This window comes from Oceanobacillus oncorhynchi (assembly GCF_000821065.1).
GTDB classification, from domain to species: Bacteria; Bacillota; Bacilli; order Bacillales; family Amphibacillaceae; genus Oceanobacillus; species Oceanobacillus oncorhynchi.
Map to the genome: position 1 here is coordinate 1,617,684 of NZ_CDGG01000001.1, position 20,292 is coordinate 1,637,975.

A 20,292-nucleotide genomic window follows, 5' to 3' on the forward strand; every position below is an offset into this window, starting at 1 on the left:
ACGAAGCGTCAGGAGTAAATACATATGGAAAATAATTTAGAAAGCCTCTTTCTAAGAAAGCTAAGCGCAACCTTTGTGACCACCATCTTTCTATCGGCATTGTTTATTGTTATTCATTTTATAAATGGGTTTGAATCTGCATACCATCGCGGAAATCAATTCATGGGCTGGTTTACCGTTTATGCCCTGTATATTGGGATGATTATCCTGATTTATGGAAACGCGGTGGCAATAGCAATAGAATATTTGCAAAGTAAGTGGTTTCGTCAACATGACTGGCTGTATGTGTTGATTCTCGGCTTTTTCGGACTGGCTAATGGCGTCATCTTTCAAGATGGAATGGCTGCCTTATACGGAATGCCAGCCGCCATCATCTATGGGATGTTTGATAAGTGGCTAGACAGAAGAAAGAGGAAGAAAAAGAGCGTTAAACCTTTTTGGATTATCCCAATCGCTTGCCTTGGAATAAGCTGGGGTTATTTAGAAGTAACCTCTCCGCCTATGCCCCCATTTACCAAAGAAGATGCGGTTGATTTTGCAACTTCTGGTGAAGGAACGTTAACAGATGACTTCCCTGACAATATTGGACAATGGGAAGGTACAGTGGAAGGCTATCACATTACAAAGGAAACAGATGCAGAAGAAATTGGGGATGAAACGTATATTGTCACCTTTACAGAACACTGGAAAAAGGGGAGGGAATCAGGTACTTGGACAGCTTCTTATGAAGTTGACAGGCAAAGCATGACTACAGTTAACATAGAGGGAAAGAGGCCGTCATAGGATGGGATGCATTAATAGGATTTTAGGAGAACGTGATGACAATAATAAAGTGTGGTGTGTTGTTGGCAGCTGATGTGCTGATTATTTTAGAGGGGAGGATCAATGATGGATAACCAATATTTTGTAGGATGGGGCACACTGGCATTGATAAATGCCGGACTTGCACAGGGAAAGAATCGGACAGGGTTAAATTGGTTCTTGCTTTCCCTTGTATTAGGCCCGATAGCAACATTAATTTTGTTATTTGTTGAGAAGCGAATGCAATGAATACGATAATACGCAGGAAGACTTCTAAGCAAGACACCAATAGAAGCACCTTGGAGTTTCTAAAGGATGAAAATAAATGCGGATCATTTTTCTTAACCAAAGGACGCCATAGAGAGGAGCGGCTTCATTATGTATAATAATAAAGATAAAAAATTCCATTGTGATCATTGCGATAAAATCATAGAAACAGGTGAAAAGTGCTGGATAAAGTGGAATTTCCCTCCCAGCCATTTGAAGACGCAAACAATGCCTAGAAAAAGTTTTGAGTGGGAGAACGTTCCTGTGATTTGCAGTGAATGTTCGAATAAGGATATTAAAATGTCAGATTATTAATCTATATCTTTGATAGGCTATTATTAATTAAATGACTTTACTTCAATGAGCCAAGATTATTTAATTGAAAATAATTATGATAGCACAATTAAACGCAGGTTTTCGTATAGTTCTCATTTTTCATACAAGCATCAAGCAGCTGCATATGCTAATCAAATTCCTTTGAACAATCAAATTAAAGGACCTGCAGAAGAAGAGAAATGTTTAACTATACTATACAATTATATGGACGAAGCAATTCAAAATAGTCAAGTTGTTGAGTATTTTACATCTTGGAATGGCGAAGAAGATTTAGCTCTTTTTAAAAAGAGGAGTATTCATTGTCTGGACATAAAAAATCCGTATGACTTAGTCATAGAAGATCGGGAGCTTTGGGAAATATTGCTTTGGAACTGAAATAAGTGAGCATACCATACTATTCTTTAGTAAAGGCGGGTATATCTAATGAAGAAGTTATTCCTTTTTATGCTGCTTACGCTTTCTCTATACGCGTGCAGTCAACCGGAAACAAATGAACCCGAACCTGAAACGACTCCCGTTGATTCGGTTGCCAATATGCCGGAAAGTATGCCGGATGACTTTGATTTTTCCATCCAGTTTGGTGTGGGCAAAAATAATGAGATTAACACTTTCGAAGGCACAGTGACGAAGGATTTAATAGAAAATGGTACAGCAACTGCAGAAATCAGCTTAACAGAGGAAGAAATGAACCAAATTTATGAAAAAATGAAAGAAATCAATATAAAAGAACCAAAAGAGTTTACTCCAGAACCCGTCGACGGAACGATTTGCAGTGTAGAACCACATGAAGAGGATGCGTGGGAAATTATCGTCAACGGAGAAACAATAACACATTCTGTTTCTGGAGCTTACTGTGAACCGACTGAAGATACAAAGGAATTTATCGGATTACGCGATGATGTATTTAGCGTTGTTAAGGAAAAGGATGCGTATAAAGCGTTACCTGATGCTAAGGGCGGTTATGAATAAAAGATTATCAATGTTTTATACATGAAGTAATAAAATGGCGAGTGGACTTATTCCATATATCAAGACGGAAGCCCCGTCTCCCATTTGAAAAATGAAAAGAGGAACCAGCTATGATCGGTTTACTTAATATAGGCAGTCTTCTGCTTGGACTCGTTGCGTGGATACTTCCTGTTATTATTCTCACAAGATATGATAAAAACAATCCAAAGAATTGGGCTGCGTTTTCCCTTGCGAGCATGAGTGCTTGTGCTATTTCGTTATGTTTTCAGTTAGCTTATAACTATCATTTAGTAAAAATAGAGGATTGGATTGCTCTGATGGATACAGCAGGTGCTGTTGTTTCTGCCGCAGCGGTTCTGCTTATCGTTACCATCCTATTAAATGCTATTACTATATTTGTATATCGGGACAAAGCAGCAAAATAGGGGAATAAATGTGTTAGAAAGCGATGGAAGAAAGGGACAAAATGAGGGGAAGGAAGAGAGATACATGCGGTTATATGATAAACCGGTAACAGCGTATTTACATAATGATTTAACGGCTTTTGAATCGGAGGAAAATGACAAACAGCTTGCTTATCTTTTTGAAAAAGGCTATGTAACTGTTCTTGGGGAGTTCGAGTCTGATAAATATGTTGGTGGAAAAGCCTGTATTATTTTTAATCAGGAGGATGTTATATCGGTTGATAGAGGGATGCTGCGCTTTGTTGATGGGGAAAGTTGACGTATGTAAAAATGTTGCATCAATTTCTTCTTTTTGATATGGTTTTTTAAATGAAAGCTTTTATGGCAGAAAAAAAACGTCTATTATGATAAGAAATTACGTTGAAAAAAATGTTTTCTAGGGTTCCGCACATCAAATGCTGGTCTGGTCCGAGAGAAAACACACAGTGAATTACTGTGTCACGGAGGGATAAAAGCCCGGGAGAAGCTGTATGTACAGTTGCCTCTCAGGGCTTTTTTTAATTCGTTTTTTGGAAATAATAAAAGTGGAGGTGTTTGCAGTGAATCGAAATTGGATGAAAGTATTCGTTGCAGCTTTTTTGGAAATTTTTTGGGTGATTGGTTTAACGCATGCATATGATTTTTGGACATGGACTGGCACAGTTATATGTATTATTGTTAGTAATTATTTAATGATTACAGCGGCACAAGTACTGCCGGCAGGAACGGTTTATGCTATTTTTGTAGGGTTAGGGACAGCAGGTACTGTTATTGCAGGATTTCTTTTCTTTGGAGAAGCGTTTAAATGGGAAAAAGTAATTCTCATAGCAACATTATTAGCTGGAGTGATGGGTTTGAAATTGGTCACACCAGATAAGGCAGAGAAAGGAGCTGAATCCTGATGGCTTGGTTTACTTTAATTATCGCAGGCTTACTGGAGACATTTGGTGTTGCCATGATTAATCAGCTCTCTGTAAAACGGAATTGGCAAACAGTCATTCTACTTATTTTAGGGTTTGGTTCAAGTCTTGCTTTGCTGAGTTATTCCTTACAATTCATCCCTATGGGAACAGGCTACGCCATTTGGACAGGGATTGGTGTTGTCGGCGGCGCACTTATCGGCATGATATTTTATGGAGAATCAAAAGACTGGAAGCGTATGGTTTTTATCGCTATGGTTTTATGCTCTGTAATCGGGCTTAAATTAATCACGTAATAAGCGAAATGGGTATTGGTTTCAGTAGAATCTTTTGATAAAGGCGAATGGGTTAAAAGAAAACCATTCCACAAGAAATGAACTAAGAACGGGGAATCTTATGACAAAAACAAAATGGGCGCTCCTTGTTTTAGGAATCATGGATTTGGTTCTTATCATGATGCATGGTACCGATTATTATTTTCTTTTTTTAAAACCAACTGGATATGTTATTCCTATGGTTATAAACCTGATCGTTCTTGCTGCAATCGGTTTTCGTGCAAAGCTCCCTATTCGTTCAAACCTTCCTAAAATATGGACAATTGCCGGGCTTGTTATTTTTATACCAATCATATTGTTTCATGGCTTCATGGTTTTGTTGATGGAATATAGTTACACAAAAATCGATTCACCATACGATCAGCAGTCGCTGGTAATCGAGCATCGCAGCTTTACCCTTGGGGAGACAACCTATTCTTATAATTTTTACAAGACGAAATTTGGCTTTATCGGCAAACAACTGGATGACCAATCCATTAGCATAGTTGCTCGACGCAGGGACTATCCGTCTGAAAGCTTCAATGCTGAAAATGCTTTGGGGTTAGGAAATGTAGAGTGGTTAACAGCAGATTCTGTTCGTTTCCATACTTGGAAAGGGACGGAGGATGTTTATTTAGATTCTACACAACCTTCATCTGAAACAGACGAGACGGAAAACCTGGAGGAAGCGATAGAGCAGTTTATGGATAATGCTGAAAAGAAAGAGGGCGGAAAAACCATCACCGTGAATGGAAATACATTAACAGTACGGTATGATGCGGCTGCAAATCAAGAGTGGATTGACATAGCCAATGAGAATGAGGCTGGAGCCATTCCGACACAGCAATGCTCGCGTATTGTGCCAAACAAGGAACGCGGATATTATATGCTGGAAGAATGTACGCACCAATGGGAATATCCTTTATATCCTATGTCTGAAAAAAGATAATTCCGTCTAATCGATAAGGCGCTATTCCTCCATTGATTTTATCGCTATATCATTGTCTGAGTTTACAAGAGGGATGGCTGTAAATAAACAGAGAGAATCGGAGCTAAACTTGTTTACTTGAGTTTAGCTCCGGTTCTCTCTTTGTGCTTTTATAAATTTTTTAACGGTGTCTGGCTAACCTGTAACTCATCCTCTCTCTTTATATTTGACATAAACACCCCTGATAAAGTAATCATGCCTCCCGCGATTGCAAGGAAATGAGGAATCTCATTCAACCAAACCCATGCAATAAGGAAAGCAAACACTGGTGTTAAATAAAGTGAACTCGTTGCCTCGGAAGCCCCGGTTTTGGACGTAACGTAGGCCAAAGTGAAGTAGGGAATAACCGTTGGAAAAATTCCCAGATAAACCACTGCCAGTGTTGCGTCCATTGGCGCGTTCATGATTGCCTCTCCAAGTCCAGGCATAAAAATCAACATGAAAAGCGTGCCTGCCCAAATCGTATATATCGTGAATGCGAAAAAACCATATTTTTTTAAGTAAGCATTTTGAAAAACAAAGTAAATACTTTCTGAAAGGGATGCGATTAAAATAAGGATAATGCCAGCGTTAAATGAAAAGCTGCCGGCGGAGTCACCGAAAGCAATAAAAGCTACCCCGCAAAAACTGATAAAGGAGCCTATCCATCCCCACAGGCCAAATTTTTCACGGAAAAATAATAAAGCCAATAATGCAGCGAATATAGGTGTTGTAGAGACCAATAAACTTGCAATCCCTGCACTAACCGTTTGTTCCCCATAATTTAGTGCTGTTTGATAGACGGAGAACCCCAGAAAACCTAATAATAAAATAATGGGTATATCTTTGATTTCCGGCAAACGAATTCTTTTGATAAAAGCTGCAAGAATCAGCATCAATGATCCAACTAATAATCGTAAAAGGGATATATGCTCTGGGGAGTAAGCAGTCAGAGCAGCTCGGATTCCGGGAAATGCAGATGCCCATAAAATAATGGTTACCAAATGAGCAAAAGCGATTTTTACATGGAAAGATTTTATCATAAGTACACCTCATTTATTTTAAGTACAACCAGTTTCGAACGGTGTTTCCTATGGTAATATGAGTGTGTTAGAATGTCTGCAACAGCTTAAATAGAAAAAATCCAACCAGTTTAAATAGGGTTGGAAAAGGAGTATCTATGAAAAAGCCCAAATATCAAATCATTATTGATTTTATAAAAGAGAAAATTTCTAAAGGAGAGTGGGCGATTGGAAGCCAAATACCGAGCCAGCGTCATTTGGCAAGAATGTTTGGAGTCAATCGAAGTACGGTTATCATAGCGTTAGAGGAATTAATGGCAGATGGATTAATAGAAGGAAAAGCAGGAAAAGGGACTGTTGTCACCAATAACACATGGACATTGATGGGAGACCATCTTTCCACAAACTGGAATGGGAATGTCACGCAGGGTATTCATAAGGCAAGTGTCTCTACAGTGCAAGAAATCAATGAAACGGAATCAGATAATCGTTTCATTCAATTAAGTAAAGGGGAATTATCACCAGAGTTATTTCCTTTAGAAGAAATGCAGGATATCATCCAAAAAGTTTCGAAACAATTGACCCCGTTCGGGTATGAAGAGCCAAAAGGGAATATAAAGCTGCGAGAGGCCATTAGTAATTATTTGAAAGAAAGAGGTATCGATGTGTCGCCATCATCCATCTTAGTGGTTTCTGGAGCGCTTCAAGCCCTCTATCTTATCTCCATTGGCCTTTTAAAGGATAAATCAACGGTATTCTTGGAAGAACCTTCTTACCTTTATTCGTTATCTGTTTTTCAGTCAGCCGGTATGGATCTCGAGGGGTTGCCGATGGATAACAAGGGCGTTAAGGTCGATTCTATTTACCAAACGAAGGAAACGGGCAGAAATATTTTATATACCATACCTTCCTTTCATAACCCAACAGGTATCTTAATGGAGGACAGAAGAAGAGAAGAATTAATGGAATACTGCATTAGAGAACAGATTCCTGTTATTGAAGATGATGTGTATCGTGATTTATGGATGGATAACGCACCTCCAGAACCATTAAAAGCCAAAGATCGTCATGGCAATGTCTTATATATTGGAAGCTTATCAAAGACATTAAGTCCTGGATTACGCATCGGCTGGCTGGTCGGTCCAGAGCCTGTTATTGACCGGTTAGCGGACTTGAAAATGCAATTAGATTACGGGTCAAGTACATTATCTCAGCTTGTAGCAGAGAAATGGTTATCCAGCAGTTTGTATGAACATCATATCGAAAAAGTTCAAAAACAACTGAGGATTCGCCGACAAAGAGCTTTAGAGGCATTGGAAAAATATTTAGGTTCTGTCGCCACTTGGGATGTTCCAAAAGGCAGCTTCTTTATATGGGTGAAAATAAATCCTGCTTTTAAAGTGAAAAAGCTATTTGAAAAAGCATTATCCAAAGGGATTCTCATCAATCCAGGAAGTATTTATAAGGAAAAAGCAGGACAATTTGTACGACTGTCCTATGGTTTTGCTTCGCTGGATGAAATTGAAAAGGGAATATTTCAGTTGAGTGAAATAATTAAAAATAATAAGGGATGAGATATTGCAAAACGGACAGCCCCTTCAATATAATTGAATGGCCAGTTTTTTAATGACTGTGCGTCGAATAAAACGGTTCGGGAGTTCATTATCCCATCCTCAAAGAAGCTGATTGTATTAGCCTCTAAAAAGCCGTTGAAAATGTGCATGATTCTTATACTCGTTATTACAAAAAGCAGAATCGGGCACCTCTTTTTAAATCAAAGAAGAGCTCGAATAGAATTGGGGAAAGAAAGTTTCGTTCGAAATTGTTTTTGACTAACTATTATTTATCTAACGTTTTAAATATAAGTTACTACCACTGAAAGACTGGCGTATCAGCATTTTGTTGCGTTATTTGCTGTTTGATAGAATTATTGATTCATAGTATGAAGTTATTTAATTTAATTTAATTTGGATATATTTTAAAATAATCGTTGACTTTCTATTTTCAGCATGGTAAATTTAATCTCGTTGCTAATTCGAGCGATCGTTCAGCTAACATAAATTTAAAAAGTTGTTGACATCGAATTGCAGATATGATAAATTAATAAAGTCGCCAATTTGAAACAGCGACAAACAAATTGCTCTTTGAAAACTGAACAAAACAACCAGTACGAAAGAAGAAAGACAACCTCGTTTTTCTTAAAAAATAAGTCAGAAGTTGACTTCTGAAAGCTAATGTTTCAAACACTTTTATGGAGAGTTTGATCTTGGCAGCTCGTTGGGCTCATAACCCAAAGGTCGTAGGTTCAAATCCTACCCCCGCAACCAAAATGGTCCGGTAGTTCAGTTGGTTAGAATGCCTGCCTGTCACGCAGGAGGTCGCGGGTTCGAGTCCCGTCCGGACCGCCATATTCATTGATGATTCAGATTTAATTTGCAGATTTTATAATAAAGTGGAGGTATACCCAAGTCTGGCTGAAGGGATTGGTCTTGAAAACCGACAGGCGGGTCAAACCGCGCGGGGGTTCGAATCCCTCTACCTCCTCCATACATAATTGTTAATTGGCTTGGTAGCTCAGTCGGTAGAGCAGAGGACTGAAAATCCTTGTGTCGGCGGTTCGATTCCGTCCCGAGCCACCTTTTTTAAATTCATAGTGGAGGGATAGCGAAGTTGGCCAAACGCGGCGGACTGTAAATCCGCTCCCATCGGGTTCGTAGGTTCGAGTCCTACTCCCTCCACCATCTTAAATATGCGGGTGTAGTTTAGTGGTAAAACCTCAGCCTTCCAAGCTGATGATGAGGGTTCGATTCCCTTCACCCGCTCCATTACTAAAATGGGCCTGTAGCTCAGCTGGTTAGAGCGCACGCCTGATAAGCGTGAGGTCGGTGGTTCGAGTCCACTCAGGCCCATTACTTATACATATATTCACAGTGCAAATTTCATACATTCGTATGTTAATATAAGAATTATCATTGTCCCCTTAACGCAGAAGGATAGAGTAACAGCCTTCTAAGCTGCTGGTCAAAGGTATAGACTCTCTCTGTGAGGTCTTTTTTTTATGGGGAGGGAAAGTATTCGAATGGCTGAAAGACGTCTCTGTAAAGTCGTTAAATGGTGTGAAGGCCTTATTCCAGTCAATATGTGACGTTGGTGAAAAAAATTCCTATCTTTTTTGAAAGGAGACAGGGATGGAAATTCGCTAACGTTTTTTTCATTTTTATATAGAAATCAAATGGCTTTCCCGATAATATAAGAGCAGAAGCAATTGGTGCTAAATTGAAAGAGAAAAGGATGTGGCGTATTGTTGGTGAAATACAACACAATGTAAATGCTTCTAAATAATGCAATATGTGAGCCAGGGGGACTATAATAGAATGGATGGAGAAAATCGAACCTGTATGCATATCGGTACGTTGCCATTTATATAGACTTACCAGATGAAGCACTCAAAATAAACAGAATTTTTTAGACGGAAAAGACAAAATATTAAAACATAAAAGCAGTATTTCATGTAGAATAGCTAAAATATCACTAAATAAATAGGAAATCGAGGGATGGTATGGATCAAAAAACATTAATTAAAAAATTTAATAAGCAGGCAGAAAAATATGATAAACGGCGTAAGAATGATCCAATGTCTCGTTTTCGCCGACGAATTTTTCAAGAAGCAGAAGGAAACGTTTTGGAAGTTGCTATTGGCTCGGGTCTTAATTTTCCTTTTTATCGTAGAGATATCGAACTGACAGGGGTGGATTTTAGCCCCGAAATGTTGAAAAAAGCAGCGCATGCGGCGAAAGATTATCCTTTTCAAACGACGCTTATCCAAAATGATGTGGAAAGAGTGGATTTTGATGCGAATAGCTTTGATACCATCGTATCTTCTACTAGTTTTTGTGCCTATCAAAGACCAGTGGATGTCCTGAATAAGTTTCAAAAGTGGTGCAAGCCGGAAGGGAAGATACTGATGCTGGAACATGGGATTAGCGATAATAAACTCCTGGCAGGAATGCAAAAAATGGCAGATCCATTGGCAGTAAAGATTGTAGGGTGCCATCAAAACAGAAATATTTCTGCTATTGTAAAAAATGCTGATATGAAGCTTGTCAGGGAGGAGCGTTATTTGGCAGGCTCTTTGTATTTGATATGGGCTAAACCATGTTAATGAATGGTTTTGCAAAAATTAGATTTTTCCCACATCAGTGAATTCAAACGTTTTTCCGAGATTTTGCCTATATATTAAAAACACACGTGAAATGGAACCAAATACAGAAATCAGACCTGGGTCGCTTGTGCGTCAAAAAGCTAGATGATTTAATAAGATATAATTAGCAGCTTTCATGAGGCTAAAAATAGCACTAAGGGGGAATTTAATCATCCAAACAACAAAAAGCGCATTTGAATGTTTTGTTGTATTATCTTACATCATTTTTATTGTACTTTTTCTGATTATCGGTATCAGCATGATGTTTGGTGCGCCAGAGAGCATAACAAACCTTTTACAAATCATAGCTGCATGGTCATCCACCTTTGCATTTATTATTTTATTTAAAAAGATTTATCCCGGATTAAGGCTGAAGGATTTTGTTAAACAACAATTTGCGCCAAAGGTTAAATTTTCTGTTCTCAGCAGCGTGTTCATCCTCCAAATTATCATCATCGGCATAACCATATTTCTATTATCAACTTCAACAACTTCAACGGAAGGTGCAGCAATATCGTATACCAGTATGGGAATCTTATCTCTCGTATTTTTCGATCAATTCGTCCGGGGGCCTTTAGGTGAAGAGTTGGGGTGGAGGGGGTATGCCTTAAATGAACTTCAAAAGAAACATTCTCCTTTATCAGCAGCATTCATCATAGGTGTTTTATGGGGTTTTTGGCACATGCCATTATGGTTTGCCTCAGGGTATACTGGGATAGACTTAATCAAGTATATCGTCCTGTTTATGATTGGGATTATTTCTTTTTCCATTATTGTGACGTTGTTTTATAATTTAAACAAAAATCTGCTCATACCGATTGTTGCCCATCAGATATTTAATTTTTCCCTTGTAATCATTAGAGGAGATTTATTAGATATATTGGTATATGTTATGCTGTTTTATTTTGTTGTGGCGTTACTGTTTGTTGTTATTAATCCAAAGCATATTTTATACAAGAAAAGTATATAAGTATTTGGCATCTTCTCTTCTAAAATAGATAATATGATATGAAAGGGAGATGGATATAATCCATTTTGAAATAGATATCTTGTGAGGATACAAAGTATTTGATACGCTAACTTTAAGATGAAGAAAGTAAAAATAATTCAGTTTAAAGGATAATGAATTCAAGAAAGAAAGCGCTTGCTAATTGTTTTAGGCTATACAGTTTTGAATAAAGCTTTAACGAAGAATAATGTTGCTTCCTGTAAAGAAGAAACGACTGTATAAGCGGGCAAAAGGAGGAAGCATAGATGTCGAGTCATCTATCAAATTATCAAAAAGCACTGCAAATCCAGCGGGAAATTTCGGAGACATTGAATAAGAGCACGGACCTCCATGAAATTCTGCAATTATCATTAGAACGCTTGCTTGAATTAATGGAATTGGAAACCGGATGGATATTTTTAACGGAGGATGCTACTTTTTACCGTCTTGCTGCTGATTATCAACTTCCGCCTGCGATGGCTGATAACAGAGAAGAACTGATGCATTGTCAGGAAGGATGCACCGATTGTACGTGTTTGCAGCTTTATTGGGAAGGACGTATGAAACAGGCTGTCAACCATGTGAAATGTTTTCGTCTTAAACAAGCTGTCACGGATAAGATGGGTGAAACACGGGGACTTACCCATCATGCGAGTATCCCTCTTACGATTCGCGGGAAGAAAATCGGCTTGCTTAATTTAGCTTCACCTGGGCGTCTTCGTTTTCAAGAGGAGGACCTTATCCTTTTGGAAACCATTGCTTATCAAATAGGTGCAGCAGTAGAACGGACGCGTTTGCACGTGGAGCAAACCAAAGAAGAAGTAAATGCTACTGCACGTTATCTTATCAATGCTTATGCCAATGCCGAAAAAATTAAACATGAAATTGGAAATGTTCTTAACCGAAATGAATTGTTTCAGAGAATCATGCAAGCGTTGCATCATCATTTACCCCATTGGACACATGCCGCTATTATTACAATGGAGGAAGAGAGGCTGACCGTCCAATTCCATTCAGATGAACATGGGCCTAAAGAAGTTTTTGATACGGAACAAGAAATAAACCTTTCTCGACCAGATTTCATTCGAAAAGCTTATGCACAACAGCGTGTTACACAGAACAATAAACAGCCGTTGCATTTTTTCTCTTTAAAAGACTATCAATCTCTTTATTCCATTGCTTTTCCTTTGTTTATGCGTGATAGACCTGAGGCAACATTCGGTGTGTTATTGCTTAGCCGAAACACCACAGCATGTGATCATTTGGAAATCGGAATGCTGGAAGGACTCGCTGATCATCTTTCTATGGGTATTGAGCGTATCCGTCTACATGAAGAATGGGAAGCATTGCTTGTCGATAAGGAAAGAAATCGACTTGCACGGGATCTACACGACTCTGTCAATCAAAAATTGTTTGCTCTCTCATTAATATCAGGTGGGCTGCAAAGATTAATTGATAAGAAGGAACGTGCCATTTTGAAAGCTGTTCTGGAAGTTCAGCAGCTTTCAAAAGAAGCTTTAATAGACATGCGGAGTTTGATTTGGCAGCTTCGTCCCAATCACCTTGAACAGGGACTGATTACTTCATTCCACGAATATGCACAAAAAATTGGGCTGGATTTATCTATGGAGGCTCCGGATGATTTAGAGATAAATCAATCGTATAAAGAAGCATTGTGGCGAATTGGACAGGAAGCATTGAATAATATTCAAAAACATGCTGGGACATCTAAAGCTGCGATGGTCATACAATCAGATGCTGATGGCTTTACAATGAAAGTGAGAGATCAAGGCAGTGGAGGTGCTGTTGAGAAACAGCAATCCCTTGGTATTACAAGTATGAAAGAAAGAGTCGAAGAACTTGAAGGTTCTTTCCATATAAATAGTGAAAAAGGAAAGGGTACGACGATTATTGTTCGTGTTCCAATCCATCGAAAAGGAAGGTGATATTCTTTGAAAGTATTACTTGTCGATGATCATCTTGTCGTTTTAAAAGGTCTGCGCTTTTTTCTGCAAACAAGGCCTGGTATCGATATTGTAGGTGAAGCCCAGGATGGAAAAGAAGCATTGCAGCAAGTGAAAAAACTGCAGCCGGATATTGTGTTGATGGATGTGATCATGCCAAATATGGATGGAATCGAAGCGACCAGACAAATAAAAGCAGACTATCCTGAAGTGAAGGTGGTTATACTCACTAGCTCCTCTGATAAGGACCATGTCATACCGGCAATTCGTGCGGGTGCCAGCGGTTATCAGCTAAAAGATGTTGACCCAACCTTTTTGGAAGAAACCCTCATCGCTGTTATGGAGGGAGGAACTTCGCTTCATTCGCAAATAACTAGCCATTTAATGGTGCATGTCGCCAAAGAAGATGAGAAACAATCCAGCTACTATGAATTAACACCTAGAGAACGGATGGTTTTGAAACATATCACATATGGAGAAAGTAACAAGGAGATTGCTGCAGCACTCTATATCACAGAGAAAACGGTGAAAACACATATTACAAGTATCCTTGGTAAAATGGAGGTTCAAGATCGAACTCAAGCGGCGATTCATGCTTTAAAACATAGATGGTTTGAAGTATAAGTATACGACGGTCGTCGTAGAAAAGGTCTTATTTATGGTAAGGCCTTTTTTCTATGGGATTTTTAGACAGCTGTAGGATGTGCTTTATTTTAAGGGTTAGTATAGTGAAAGTAGATAAAAACAAGAAATAAAGGAGAGTGAAGAGAATGATGAATCAAAAACAATTGCCTGGGTGGGCAAGGGAGTATTTGCACTATATTCAGGTCTCTGTTAAAGAGCCTTCGCTGGAATATTTAACTGAAATATCCAGCGCTCATTTAAATCAAATTCCTTTTGAAAATATTAGCACGTTGCTGCAATTGGAGGAATATCAAAAAAAAGGGAAGCTTGTTCAAGATGAAAAGCGGTTTGTTAGACAGCTATTTCAGTATCATATGGGCGGGACGTGTTATGTAATCAACAGTAGTCTTCATCAGCTATTAAAACAGCTTGGCTTCCAAAACCGTTATGCTTTTTTAGGCGGAAGGCATGTTGCTTTGCTCGTTCAGATACCAGGTGAAGAGGAAGAAGTGTATGTAGATGCTGGTAATGGTGCTCCTTTTTTTGAACCGGTTCATTTGCAAACAGACCCGATGAATGTCTCCCGATTTGGAAATGTTGAGATAAAACTTCGTCCGGGAAATGAACCAGGAACGTATAGGTATTACCGATATGTGAATAGAGAATTATCTGAGAATATAGTCTGGGATTTTGATACAAAGAAAATCTACCAATTTGATGATTTTCAGCAGGCAATCAAAGAATATTTCCAGCCTAATGGATTATTTACGTCTGATTTACGTTGCCAAATTTGGCAATTGGATCAACGGCGGTCTCTATCTTTAGTTAATAATGTGTTAAGTATTCAATATAGTGATGGAGAGGTTGAAAAGCATATATTAGCAGATCGTCAATCTATTCGCGAGGTTATCAATCAGGAATTTGAACTTCCTAAATTGCCAGTCGAAAATGCCATAGATGTGCTTGAGGAACTTGGAATGGATATTTTTAAAAAGTTAAAGGGAGATTTGTAGAAGTGAACAATAACCTTGAGTATGGAAATGGTTAAGTCATATTAAAAGGAGAGCAGGCAGCTATGAGTAACACAAACGATAATCAAAATGGCAGTAATGCGCATATTGATGAAGCGCAAAGGGCAACATGGCGAGAATGGATAGGGCTTGGAGCATTAACTTTAGCAGTTTTTATGCTTTCAACCGACATGACCGTTCTCTTTCTTGCCACACCATCAATTGCTGCTGATTTGGAACCAAGCAGTACACAAATGCTTTGGATTATTCATGTTGGCGAATTGCTGGCTGTGGGATTCGCATTAACGATGGGGCGTTTGGGTGACAATATAGGAAGAAGGCGATTGCTTGTGATTGGTGTAACTGTCTATGGGGCAGCCTCCTTTATTGCTACAATTTCGACGGAGCCTTGGATGTTGATTGCGACAAGAGCACTTCTTGGTGTAGCGGCTGCAACTGTGATGCCGTCCACGATGTCTTTACTACGCAATATGTTTTTCAATCCAAAACAATTTTCAGTAGCAATTGCTATTAACCTTAGCGCATTCTCAGCTGGCATGGCGCTAGGGCCTCCAATGGGCGGTTTACTCTTGGATTACTTTGGATGGGGAGCTGTATTTCTCATTAATGTTCCGATTGCCATTGTATTGTTAGTTATATCGCCCCTACTTCCTGAGTATCGCAACAAGGATTCAAAACGTCTCGATTTTATCAGTGTTTTGTTATCCTCATTCGCATTGATAACTTTGATTTTCGGTTTGCAGGAAATGGCTAACGCTGGTTTTAATATGCTTTACGCTGGATCAGTAGTGATTGGTATTGGAGTTGGAGTACTGTTTATTCGTCGGCAGTTAAAAGCGGAAGATCCACTATTGGATTTGAGCATGTTTCGAATTCGCAAATTTAATTTTTCATTGATTGCTTTGATGATTATATTACTTGTAACGACTGGGACAGATATGCTTTTTGCACAACATTTGCAAGCAGTTGTTGGACTGACTCCAACAGAGGCAGGCCTTCTGTTGATTATCCCTGCACTCTTGTCGATGGCGGGAACGTTAATATCTCCTGTGCTTACAAGATGGATACGTCCGGCATATGCTATGGTAGCAGGTTTGTTAACTGCTTCAGCTGGTGCATTATTTATTATGTTAACTGTGCATGATGCAGGAGCACTTCTGTTAATTATTGGTGCTTCCCTTCTCGCATTCGGAGTAGGTCCTGCTATGACTATTACCGGTGAGCAGCTTATCTCCAGTGTTCCACAAGAGCGCGCTGGCTCAGCTTCTGCGATGTCCGATGTAAGCAGCGGATTTGGCTCGGTAGTGAGTATTGCATTCATTGGGAGTCTTGGAATGTTAGTTTACCGTTCGGTGCTGATGGATGCTATTCCCGCTGGAGTGCCTGCAGAAATAGCTGATTCAGCCATGGAAAACGTTGGTTCAGCTGTTGCCGTATCAGAAAGATTCCCGGAAATGCTTCAAGCTATACAGTCATCATTTACCACTGCGCTTCAAACGGTCTATGGAATAACGGTAATTGGTTTGTTTATCTTAATAGTGAGTATTGTATGGAAGTTTAGAAATATAGGGAAAGAAGATTAAGCTTTTGTTTACAGGTATTCTATTTTTCAAAAAAGATATGAATGATAACCCTTTAGGTAGGTTGAGCTGAAGGGTTTTTTCATGTGAAAAAGATGTTATATAAAAAAGGCATCCATTATTAAAATGATTTTTTAAGTTGTGTAAATGTGAAGCAAAATTTGCAGCATTTCATACATTCAACCTCGCATGTTATTCCAATTCTTCCCGCAGCCTTTCATTCCTTTGCCATAATATAAGTAAAAGGAGATGGTGAGTAATGCTGACGATTCAAAATGTAACAAAGCATTATGAGAAGGCAGAGGCATTAAAAGATATTTCCATGGCTGTCCCTGAGGGAACCTGCTATGGATTGGTCGGTCCGAATGGGGCAGGGAAATCCACTTTAATTAAGATGATTACTTCTATTATCCGCGACTATGAAGGAAAAATTGAATTCAATGAACAACGGATCTCCGATAAAACAAAACAGAAATTAGGCTATGTTCCACAGGATATTGTATTGGAAGAGAATATCACAGCATCCGGCAACTTATATTTATTTGGAAGAATATATGGATTAAAAGGAAACAAACTGGCTCAACGGACAAAGGAAGTGCTGGCGCTAATCGGTCTTAGCGAAAGGAGCAAAGATAAAGTATCCACTTTTTCAGGGGGAATGAAGCGCAGGCTGAATATTGGCTGTGCACTGATGCATAATCCGGAGCTTATCATCATGGATGAGCCAACAGTCGGTATCGATCCCCAATCAAGGCAATATATATTTCAAATGATTGAAGAACTGAAAACAGCAGGGAAGACGGTTATCTATGCAAGTCATTACATGGAGGAAGTGGAAAGACTCTGTGACGATGTGGCATTTCTCGATAGAGGAGAATTGATAGAGAATGGACTGGTAAGTGAATTACTTCAACAATATGCGATTCCATCCATTTATATCAAAGCAGATCATATTTCGGCTGAGCAGCTGGAATCGTATGGTGACGTTTCGCAGGAGAAGGATGCATTTTTAATCTATACAGAAGAAGCTCTGTCAGCGATGGAAAATCTGATTTCCTATTGCAGAGAGAAGAAAATAGACGTAGAGCGGCTGGAGCTTGTTCGACCGCGGTTGGAAGATGTATTTTTCCGGTTGACTGGAAGTAACTTGAGAGATTAAAAATAAAGCTGGAGGTGTTCATGATGAATGCTGTTATGATAGTAGAATTAAAAAAGCATGTACAGGATAAAGGGCTTGTGTTTTGGATATTCTTACTGCCTATTCTATTTACGGTATTATTTATTGCTATCTTTACTTCAGGGGTGGATGATGCAATGAGGCAGGAAGTTATTCAGTCCATTGTTCCAGGATATGTGGTGATGTTTGTATTTTTTATTATGATTTCAATGGTTCAGGTATTTATTAAAGACAGAGACAAAGGGGTAACAGCAAGACTGGCAAGTACCCCTCTCAAAAGTTATTCCTATTTACTAGGTAAATGGCTTCCGTTCATGTTTATTGTATTATTTCAGATTATTGTGTTATTTTTATTTGGAAAGGTCGTTTATGATATTTCGTTAGGTGAGCCGATTATTTTATTGATTTTGTCCTTGTTTATCACATTTACAGTGACAGCAATCGGGCTCGCTATGTCACTGATAGTAAACACCGAAAATATGGGAATTGCAATTACACAAATTATTGCTCTCGGTGGAGCGATGCTGAGCGGATTATGGATGCCCCTTGAAATGCTTCCGGACTTTATGCAGACAATTGCCCGTTTTCTGCCTCAATACTGGGCACACCAGTCTTTTCAGGATGCGATGGCAGGAACCACGCAAGCTTCGGAATTATTCCAGACGTTAGGTGTCTTATTAGCGATTGGATTAGCTGCATTTAGTATTGCCATTATCCGGTACCCATATTTTTTGAAACGAGCTGTGAATTAGCCGTAGATGTGAAACGAATGTGGAGGGGTCGGAATGAAAATAAACATTGATATCGATGATAACCATGAAGAAACGCAAATCACTATCCAGGCTAAGGAATGGACGCAGGAGCTGGAGGATATCGTGAATGTGATTAAAAGGAAAAAACAGCAGCGTTTATTTGGGGTTGATGAGGAACAGACGGTCCTGCTGGAGCCAAAGGAGATTGATTTTATTCATGCGGAAAAACGAAAAATCTATGCGGTGTCCAAGGATTGGCGTTTTGAAGTACGAATGAAGCTGTATGAAGTGGAGGAGTTCTTAGTTCCATATGGTTTTATGCGCTTTTCCAAGTCGGTTATCGGGAATATCCATCGTATTGAAAAATTTGAAGCATCCTTTAATGGAAATTTATGTGTTTATTTTCAATCTGGCAACAAGGAATATATTACGCGAAAATATGTCAGTGCCATTAAAAACAAACTAATGCAGGGAGGACAGTAATATGATACTTGAAATGTTGAAGCGTTCGACACTGGGCATCGCTTTCGGAGCGATATTAACGTTTATTGTCCTCACCATTATGAAACTCAATGCTGTGGAGTCAACAGTTTCGGAAATATGGATGCATATGGGAGCAAGCATGTTAATGGGCGTCTATTTCGGCATATCTTCGCTTATCTTTGGAGAAAGCGGGAACCATCTGATTAAAAAATCGATTATCCATTTTGTCCTTACGTATAGTTTTTGGCTGATTATTGCTGGTTTAGTCGGTTGGATTCCTCTCAACGGCTGGGTTATTTTATGGGGCAGTTTGATTTTTATCCTTCTGTATGTCGTCAACTGGTTCTGCTGGTATCTATACTTTAAAAGACAGGAAGCAGCGTTAAATAAATATTTGCATAAAAATAAATAGATGTGAAGGCTGGAACGCTTTTTCTGAATCTGGGGATTGTTCAGGAAAGATATGTTTCAGTCTTTTTTTGATGATAATGTATCAAGAAATGATAAAATAAATATAGGAAATACTATCGAAACGAATATATTTATTTTTAAGAAGCTTATCCATGTTAGATGAGTAATCGTTCTGATTATGCTATGCTAACTGTAAAATACGCGTTAAAGAGAATGATTTTACGTCTATTCCAAATAAAAAGGAGACATATTCGTATGCGGATTATCTGACCTGGGATGAAGAGGAAAACATTCAATTAATTGATGGAGCTATTTTTAATATCTCGCCTGGCTCTTCACGTAAACACCAGCAAGTATTGCGGGAGCTGTCTGCTGCTTTTTCTGTTTTCTTGAAGGGAAAGAATACTGGATTGTTGATCCGGTGAATGAATCTGTAGAAATCCATTTGCTAACTGACGAGCAATATCCATTTAAAGGAATCTTTACAAAAAGCGATATGATTTCTGTTGAGACACTGCCTAATTTAGAATTAGATTTAAAGCAAATATTTATATAGAGGGAGGAGTCAATAATGTTCCGATGTGCATGGTGTATGAAGAAAATAGGAGAAAACCAGCCATTAACCGCGCTAAATGTGAAGTTTGCTGAAGGAGTAGATTTCAAGGATAAAGAAGGAGAAATCATTCAGGTCTATCTATCCTCACGGGGGACAAGTGTACCAATGGTTGTTCCCACTGCTGACTCAGAAGCAAAAAAGCATGGACAAGACGGCCTGTTTACGGTTTGCGATGATAAATGTGGCCAGAAGATGAAAAACGCACTTTCCAAAGAAATCGATACGTTTCAGAATATAGATATATAGTTGTAAGTGATACTTCATAACGATGGTTCGATTTTTGCTCACAAGAAAAAATCATAGGATGAAATGATATAGGGAGTTTGATAACGTTGATCTCTTTCACAGAACAAAGAGAATAGAGGTTTGACCACTTTGAACAGCTTCCATTAGACGGACAATATGAAATTTTTCTGGAATTGCTGG

General features: G+C 38.8%; 23 protein-coding genes, 6 tRNA genes and 1 riboswitch. Of the genes, 28 read left to right on the forward strand and 1 reads right to left on the reverse strand.

Translation table 11 applies throughout. From position 1 onward, the window contains the following. The first annotated feature begins 24 nt into the window (after nucleotides 1-24). The 9 genes from BN997_RS07635 to BN997_RS07675 all read left to right on the forward strand — a co-directional run bounded on the left by BN997_RS07635 (nucleotide 25) and on the right by BN997_RS07675 (nucleotide 4,999). Nucleotides 25-783 carry a hypothetical protein gene (locus BN997_RS07635; RefSeq protein ID WP_042531086.1) on the forward strand — a complete coding sequence of 253 codons (759 nt, stop codon included), beginning with the start codon at nucleotides 25-27 and terminating at the stop codon, nucleotides 781-783. Between the two features lie 102 nt (nucleotides 784-885). Beyond that, nucleotides 886-1,050: a hypothetical protein gene (locus tag BN997_RS23155; RefSeq protein ID WP_175296989.1), complete on the forward strand. Its 165-nt coding sequence runs from the start codon at nucleotides 886-888 to the stop codon at nucleotides 1,048-1,050. 378 nt (nucleotides 1,051-1,428) lie between these two features. Then, a complete protein-coding gene (locus tag BN997_RS22160; RefSeq protein WP_175297019.1) occupies nucleotides 1,429-1,779 on the forward strand; it encodes a hypothetical protein in 351 nt (116 codons plus the stop codon). A gap of 48 nt (nucleotides 1,780-1,827) precedes the next feature. Further along, nucleotides 1,828-2,373 carry a hypothetical protein gene (locus BN997_RS07650; protein WP_052484948.1) on the forward strand — a complete coding sequence of 182 codons (546 nt, stop codon included), beginning with the start codon at nucleotides 1,828-1,830 and terminating at the stop codon, nucleotides 2,371-2,373. A gap of 110 nt (nucleotides 2,374-2,483) precedes the next feature. Next, complete coding sequence (locus tag BN997_RS07655) at nucleotides 2,484-2,798, forward strand: hypothetical protein (protein WP_042531090.1); 315 nt, start codon at nucleotides 2,484-2,486, stop codon at nucleotides 2,796-2,798. A 10-nt stretch (nucleotides 2,799-2,808) separates the two neighbouring features. Then, nucleotides 2,809-3,096 (forward strand): hypothetical protein, encoded by a 288-nt coding sequence (locus tag BN997_RS07660; protein WP_042531093.1) that lies wholly within the window; start codon nucleotides 2,809-2,811, stop codon nucleotides 3,094-3,096. A 106-nt stretch (nucleotides 3,097-3,202) separates the two neighbouring features. Then, a riboswitch (guanidine-I (ykkC/yxkD leader) is annotated at nucleotides 3,203-3,302 on the forward strand. Nucleotides 3,303-3,376: 74 nt separating this feature from the next. After that, nucleotides 3,377-3,718 (forward strand): DMT family transporter, encoded by a 342-nt coding sequence (locus BN997_RS07665; protein ID WP_042535888.1) that lies wholly within the window; start codon nucleotides 3,377-3,379, stop codon nucleotides 3,716-3,718. After that, nucleotides 3,718-4,032, forward strand: a complete 315-nt coding sequence (locus tag BN997_RS07670) for a DMT family transporter (protein WP_040979342.1) — start codon at nucleotides 3,718-3,720, stop codon at nucleotides 4,030-4,032. Before BN997_RS07665 ends, BN997_RS07670 begins: the two co-directional genes overlap by 1 nt. Before the next feature lie 100 nt (nucleotides 4,033-4,132). Then, entirely contained in the window at nucleotides 4,133-4,999 is an 867-nt protein-coding gene (locus BN997_RS07675; RefSeq protein ID WP_175297020.1) for a hypothetical protein, read from the forward strand. A gap of 149 nt (nucleotides 5,000-5,148) precedes the next feature. Here the strand turns inward: BN997_RS07675 and BN997_RS07680 are convergent, their stop codons facing one another. Next, a complete protein-coding gene (locus tag BN997_RS07680) occupies nucleotides 5,149-6,060 on the reverse strand; it encodes a DMT family transporter (protein ID WP_042531095.1) in 912 nt (303 codons plus the stop codon). A gap of 137 nt (nucleotides 6,061-6,197) precedes the next feature. Here BN997_RS07680 and BN997_RS07685 point away from each other — a divergent pair, with 137 nt between their 5' ends. The 19 genes from BN997_RS07685 (at nucleotide 6,198) to BN997_RS07770 (ending at nucleotide 20,112) form a co-directional block, all read left to right on the forward strand. Beyond that, a complete protein-coding gene (locus BN997_RS07685; protein WP_042531097.1) occupies nucleotides 6,198-7,613 on the forward strand; it encodes a MocR-like pyridoxine biosynthesis transcription factor PdxR in 1,416 nt (471 codons plus the stop codon). 757 nt (nucleotides 7,614-8,370) lie between these two features. Next, nucleotides 8,371-8,447 (forward strand) — tRNA-Asp (locus BN997_RS07690). 46 nt (nucleotides 8,448-8,493) lie between these two features. Then, a tRNA-Ser gene (locus tag BN997_RS07695) sits at nucleotides 8,494-8,586 on the forward strand. A 16-nt stretch (nucleotides 8,587-8,602) separates the two neighbouring features. Beyond that, a tRNA-Phe gene (locus tag BN997_RS07700) sits at nucleotides 8,603-8,675 on the forward strand. A 19-nt stretch (nucleotides 8,676-8,694) separates the two neighbouring features. After that, nucleotides 8,695-8,780 (forward strand) — tRNA-Tyr (locus tag BN997_RS07705). A gap of 10 nt (nucleotides 8,781-8,790) precedes the next feature. Next, a tRNA-Gly gene (locus BN997_RS07710) sits at nucleotides 8,791-8,864 on the forward strand. Between the two features lie 10 nt (nucleotides 8,865-8,874). Beyond that, nucleotides 8,875-8,948 (forward strand) — tRNA-Ile (locus BN997_RS07715). A 650-nt stretch (nucleotides 8,949-9,598) separates the two neighbouring features. Continuing rightward, nucleotides 9,599-10,201: a class I SAM-dependent methyltransferase gene (locus BN997_RS07720; RefSeq protein WP_042531100.1), complete on the forward strand. Its 603-nt coding sequence runs from the start codon at nucleotides 9,599-9,601 to the stop codon at nucleotides 10,199-10,201. A 175-nt stretch (nucleotides 10,202-10,376) separates the two neighbouring features. Next, the gene (locus BN997_RS07725; protein ID WP_084612880.1) at nucleotides 10,377-11,210 is read left to right on the forward strand and encodes a CPBP family intramembrane glutamic endopeptidase; all 834 of its coding nucleotides are present in this window, start codon (nucleotides 10,377-10,379) and stop codon (nucleotides 11,208-11,210) included. Nucleotides 11,211-11,494: 284 nt separating this feature from the next. Continuing rightward, nucleotides 11,495-13,174 (forward strand): sensor histidine kinase, encoded by a 1,680-nt coding sequence (locus BN997_RS07730; RefSeq protein ID WP_042531102.1) that lies wholly within the window; start codon nucleotides 11,495-11,497, stop codon nucleotides 13,172-13,174. A gap of 6 nt (nucleotides 13,175-13,180) precedes the next feature. After that, nucleotides 13,181-13,816, forward strand: coding sequence for a response regulator (locus BN997_RS07735; RefSeq protein WP_042531104.1), 636 nt, complete (start codon nucleotides 13,181-13,183; stop codon nucleotides 13,814-13,816). 146 nt (nucleotides 13,817-13,962) lie between these two features. Further along, a complete protein-coding gene (locus BN997_RS07740; RefSeq protein ID WP_052484949.1) occupies nucleotides 13,963-14,829 on the forward strand; it encodes an arylamine N-acetyltransferase in 867 nt (288 codons plus the stop codon). 62 nt (nucleotides 14,830-14,891) lie between these two features. Then, nucleotides 14,892-16,430: an MFS transporter gene (locus BN997_RS07745; RefSeq protein WP_042531106.1), complete on the forward strand. Its 1,539-nt coding sequence runs from the start codon at nucleotides 14,892-14,894 to the stop codon at nucleotides 16,428-16,430. Nucleotides 16,431-16,686: 256 nt separating this feature from the next. Beyond that, a complete protein-coding gene (locus BN997_RS07750; RefSeq protein WP_042531108.1) occupies nucleotides 16,687-17,586 on the forward strand; it encodes an ABC transporter ATP-binding protein in 900 nt (299 codons plus the stop codon). A gap of 20 nt (nucleotides 17,587-17,606) precedes the next feature. Further along, nucleotides 17,607-18,356 carry an ABC transporter permease gene (locus BN997_RS07755; protein WP_244882346.1) on the forward strand — a complete coding sequence of 250 codons (750 nt, stop codon included), beginning with the start codon at nucleotides 17,607-17,609 and terminating at the stop codon, nucleotides 18,354-18,356. A gap of 33 nt (nucleotides 18,357-18,389) precedes the next feature. Continuing rightward, the gene (locus BN997_RS07760; protein ID WP_042531111.1) at nucleotides 18,390-18,839 is read left to right on the forward strand and encodes a LytTR family DNA-binding domain-containing protein; all 450 of its coding nucleotides are present in this window, start codon (nucleotides 18,390-18,392) and stop codon (nucleotides 18,837-18,839) included. A gap of 1 nt (nucleotide 18,840) precedes the next feature. Continuing rightward, nucleotides 18,841-19,251 (forward strand): DUF3021 domain-containing protein, encoded by a 411-nt coding sequence (locus tag BN997_RS07765; protein ID WP_042531113.1) that lies wholly within the window; start codon nucleotides 18,841-18,843, stop codon nucleotides 19,249-19,251. A 420-nt stretch (nucleotides 19,252-19,671) separates the two neighbouring features. Next, nucleotides 19,672-19,806 carry a hypothetical protein gene (locus tag BN997_RS23470; protein WP_244882347.1) on the forward strand — a complete coding sequence of 45 codons (135 nt, stop codon included), beginning with the start codon at nucleotides 19,672-19,674 and terminating at the stop codon, nucleotides 19,804-19,806. 15 nt (nucleotides 19,807-19,821) lie between these two features. Next, a complete protein-coding gene (locus tag BN997_RS07770) occupies nucleotides 19,822-20,112 on the forward strand; it encodes a hypothetical protein (RefSeq protein ID WP_042531115.1) in 291 nt (96 codons plus the stop codon). Nucleotides 20,113-20,292 lie beyond the last annotated feature (180 nt).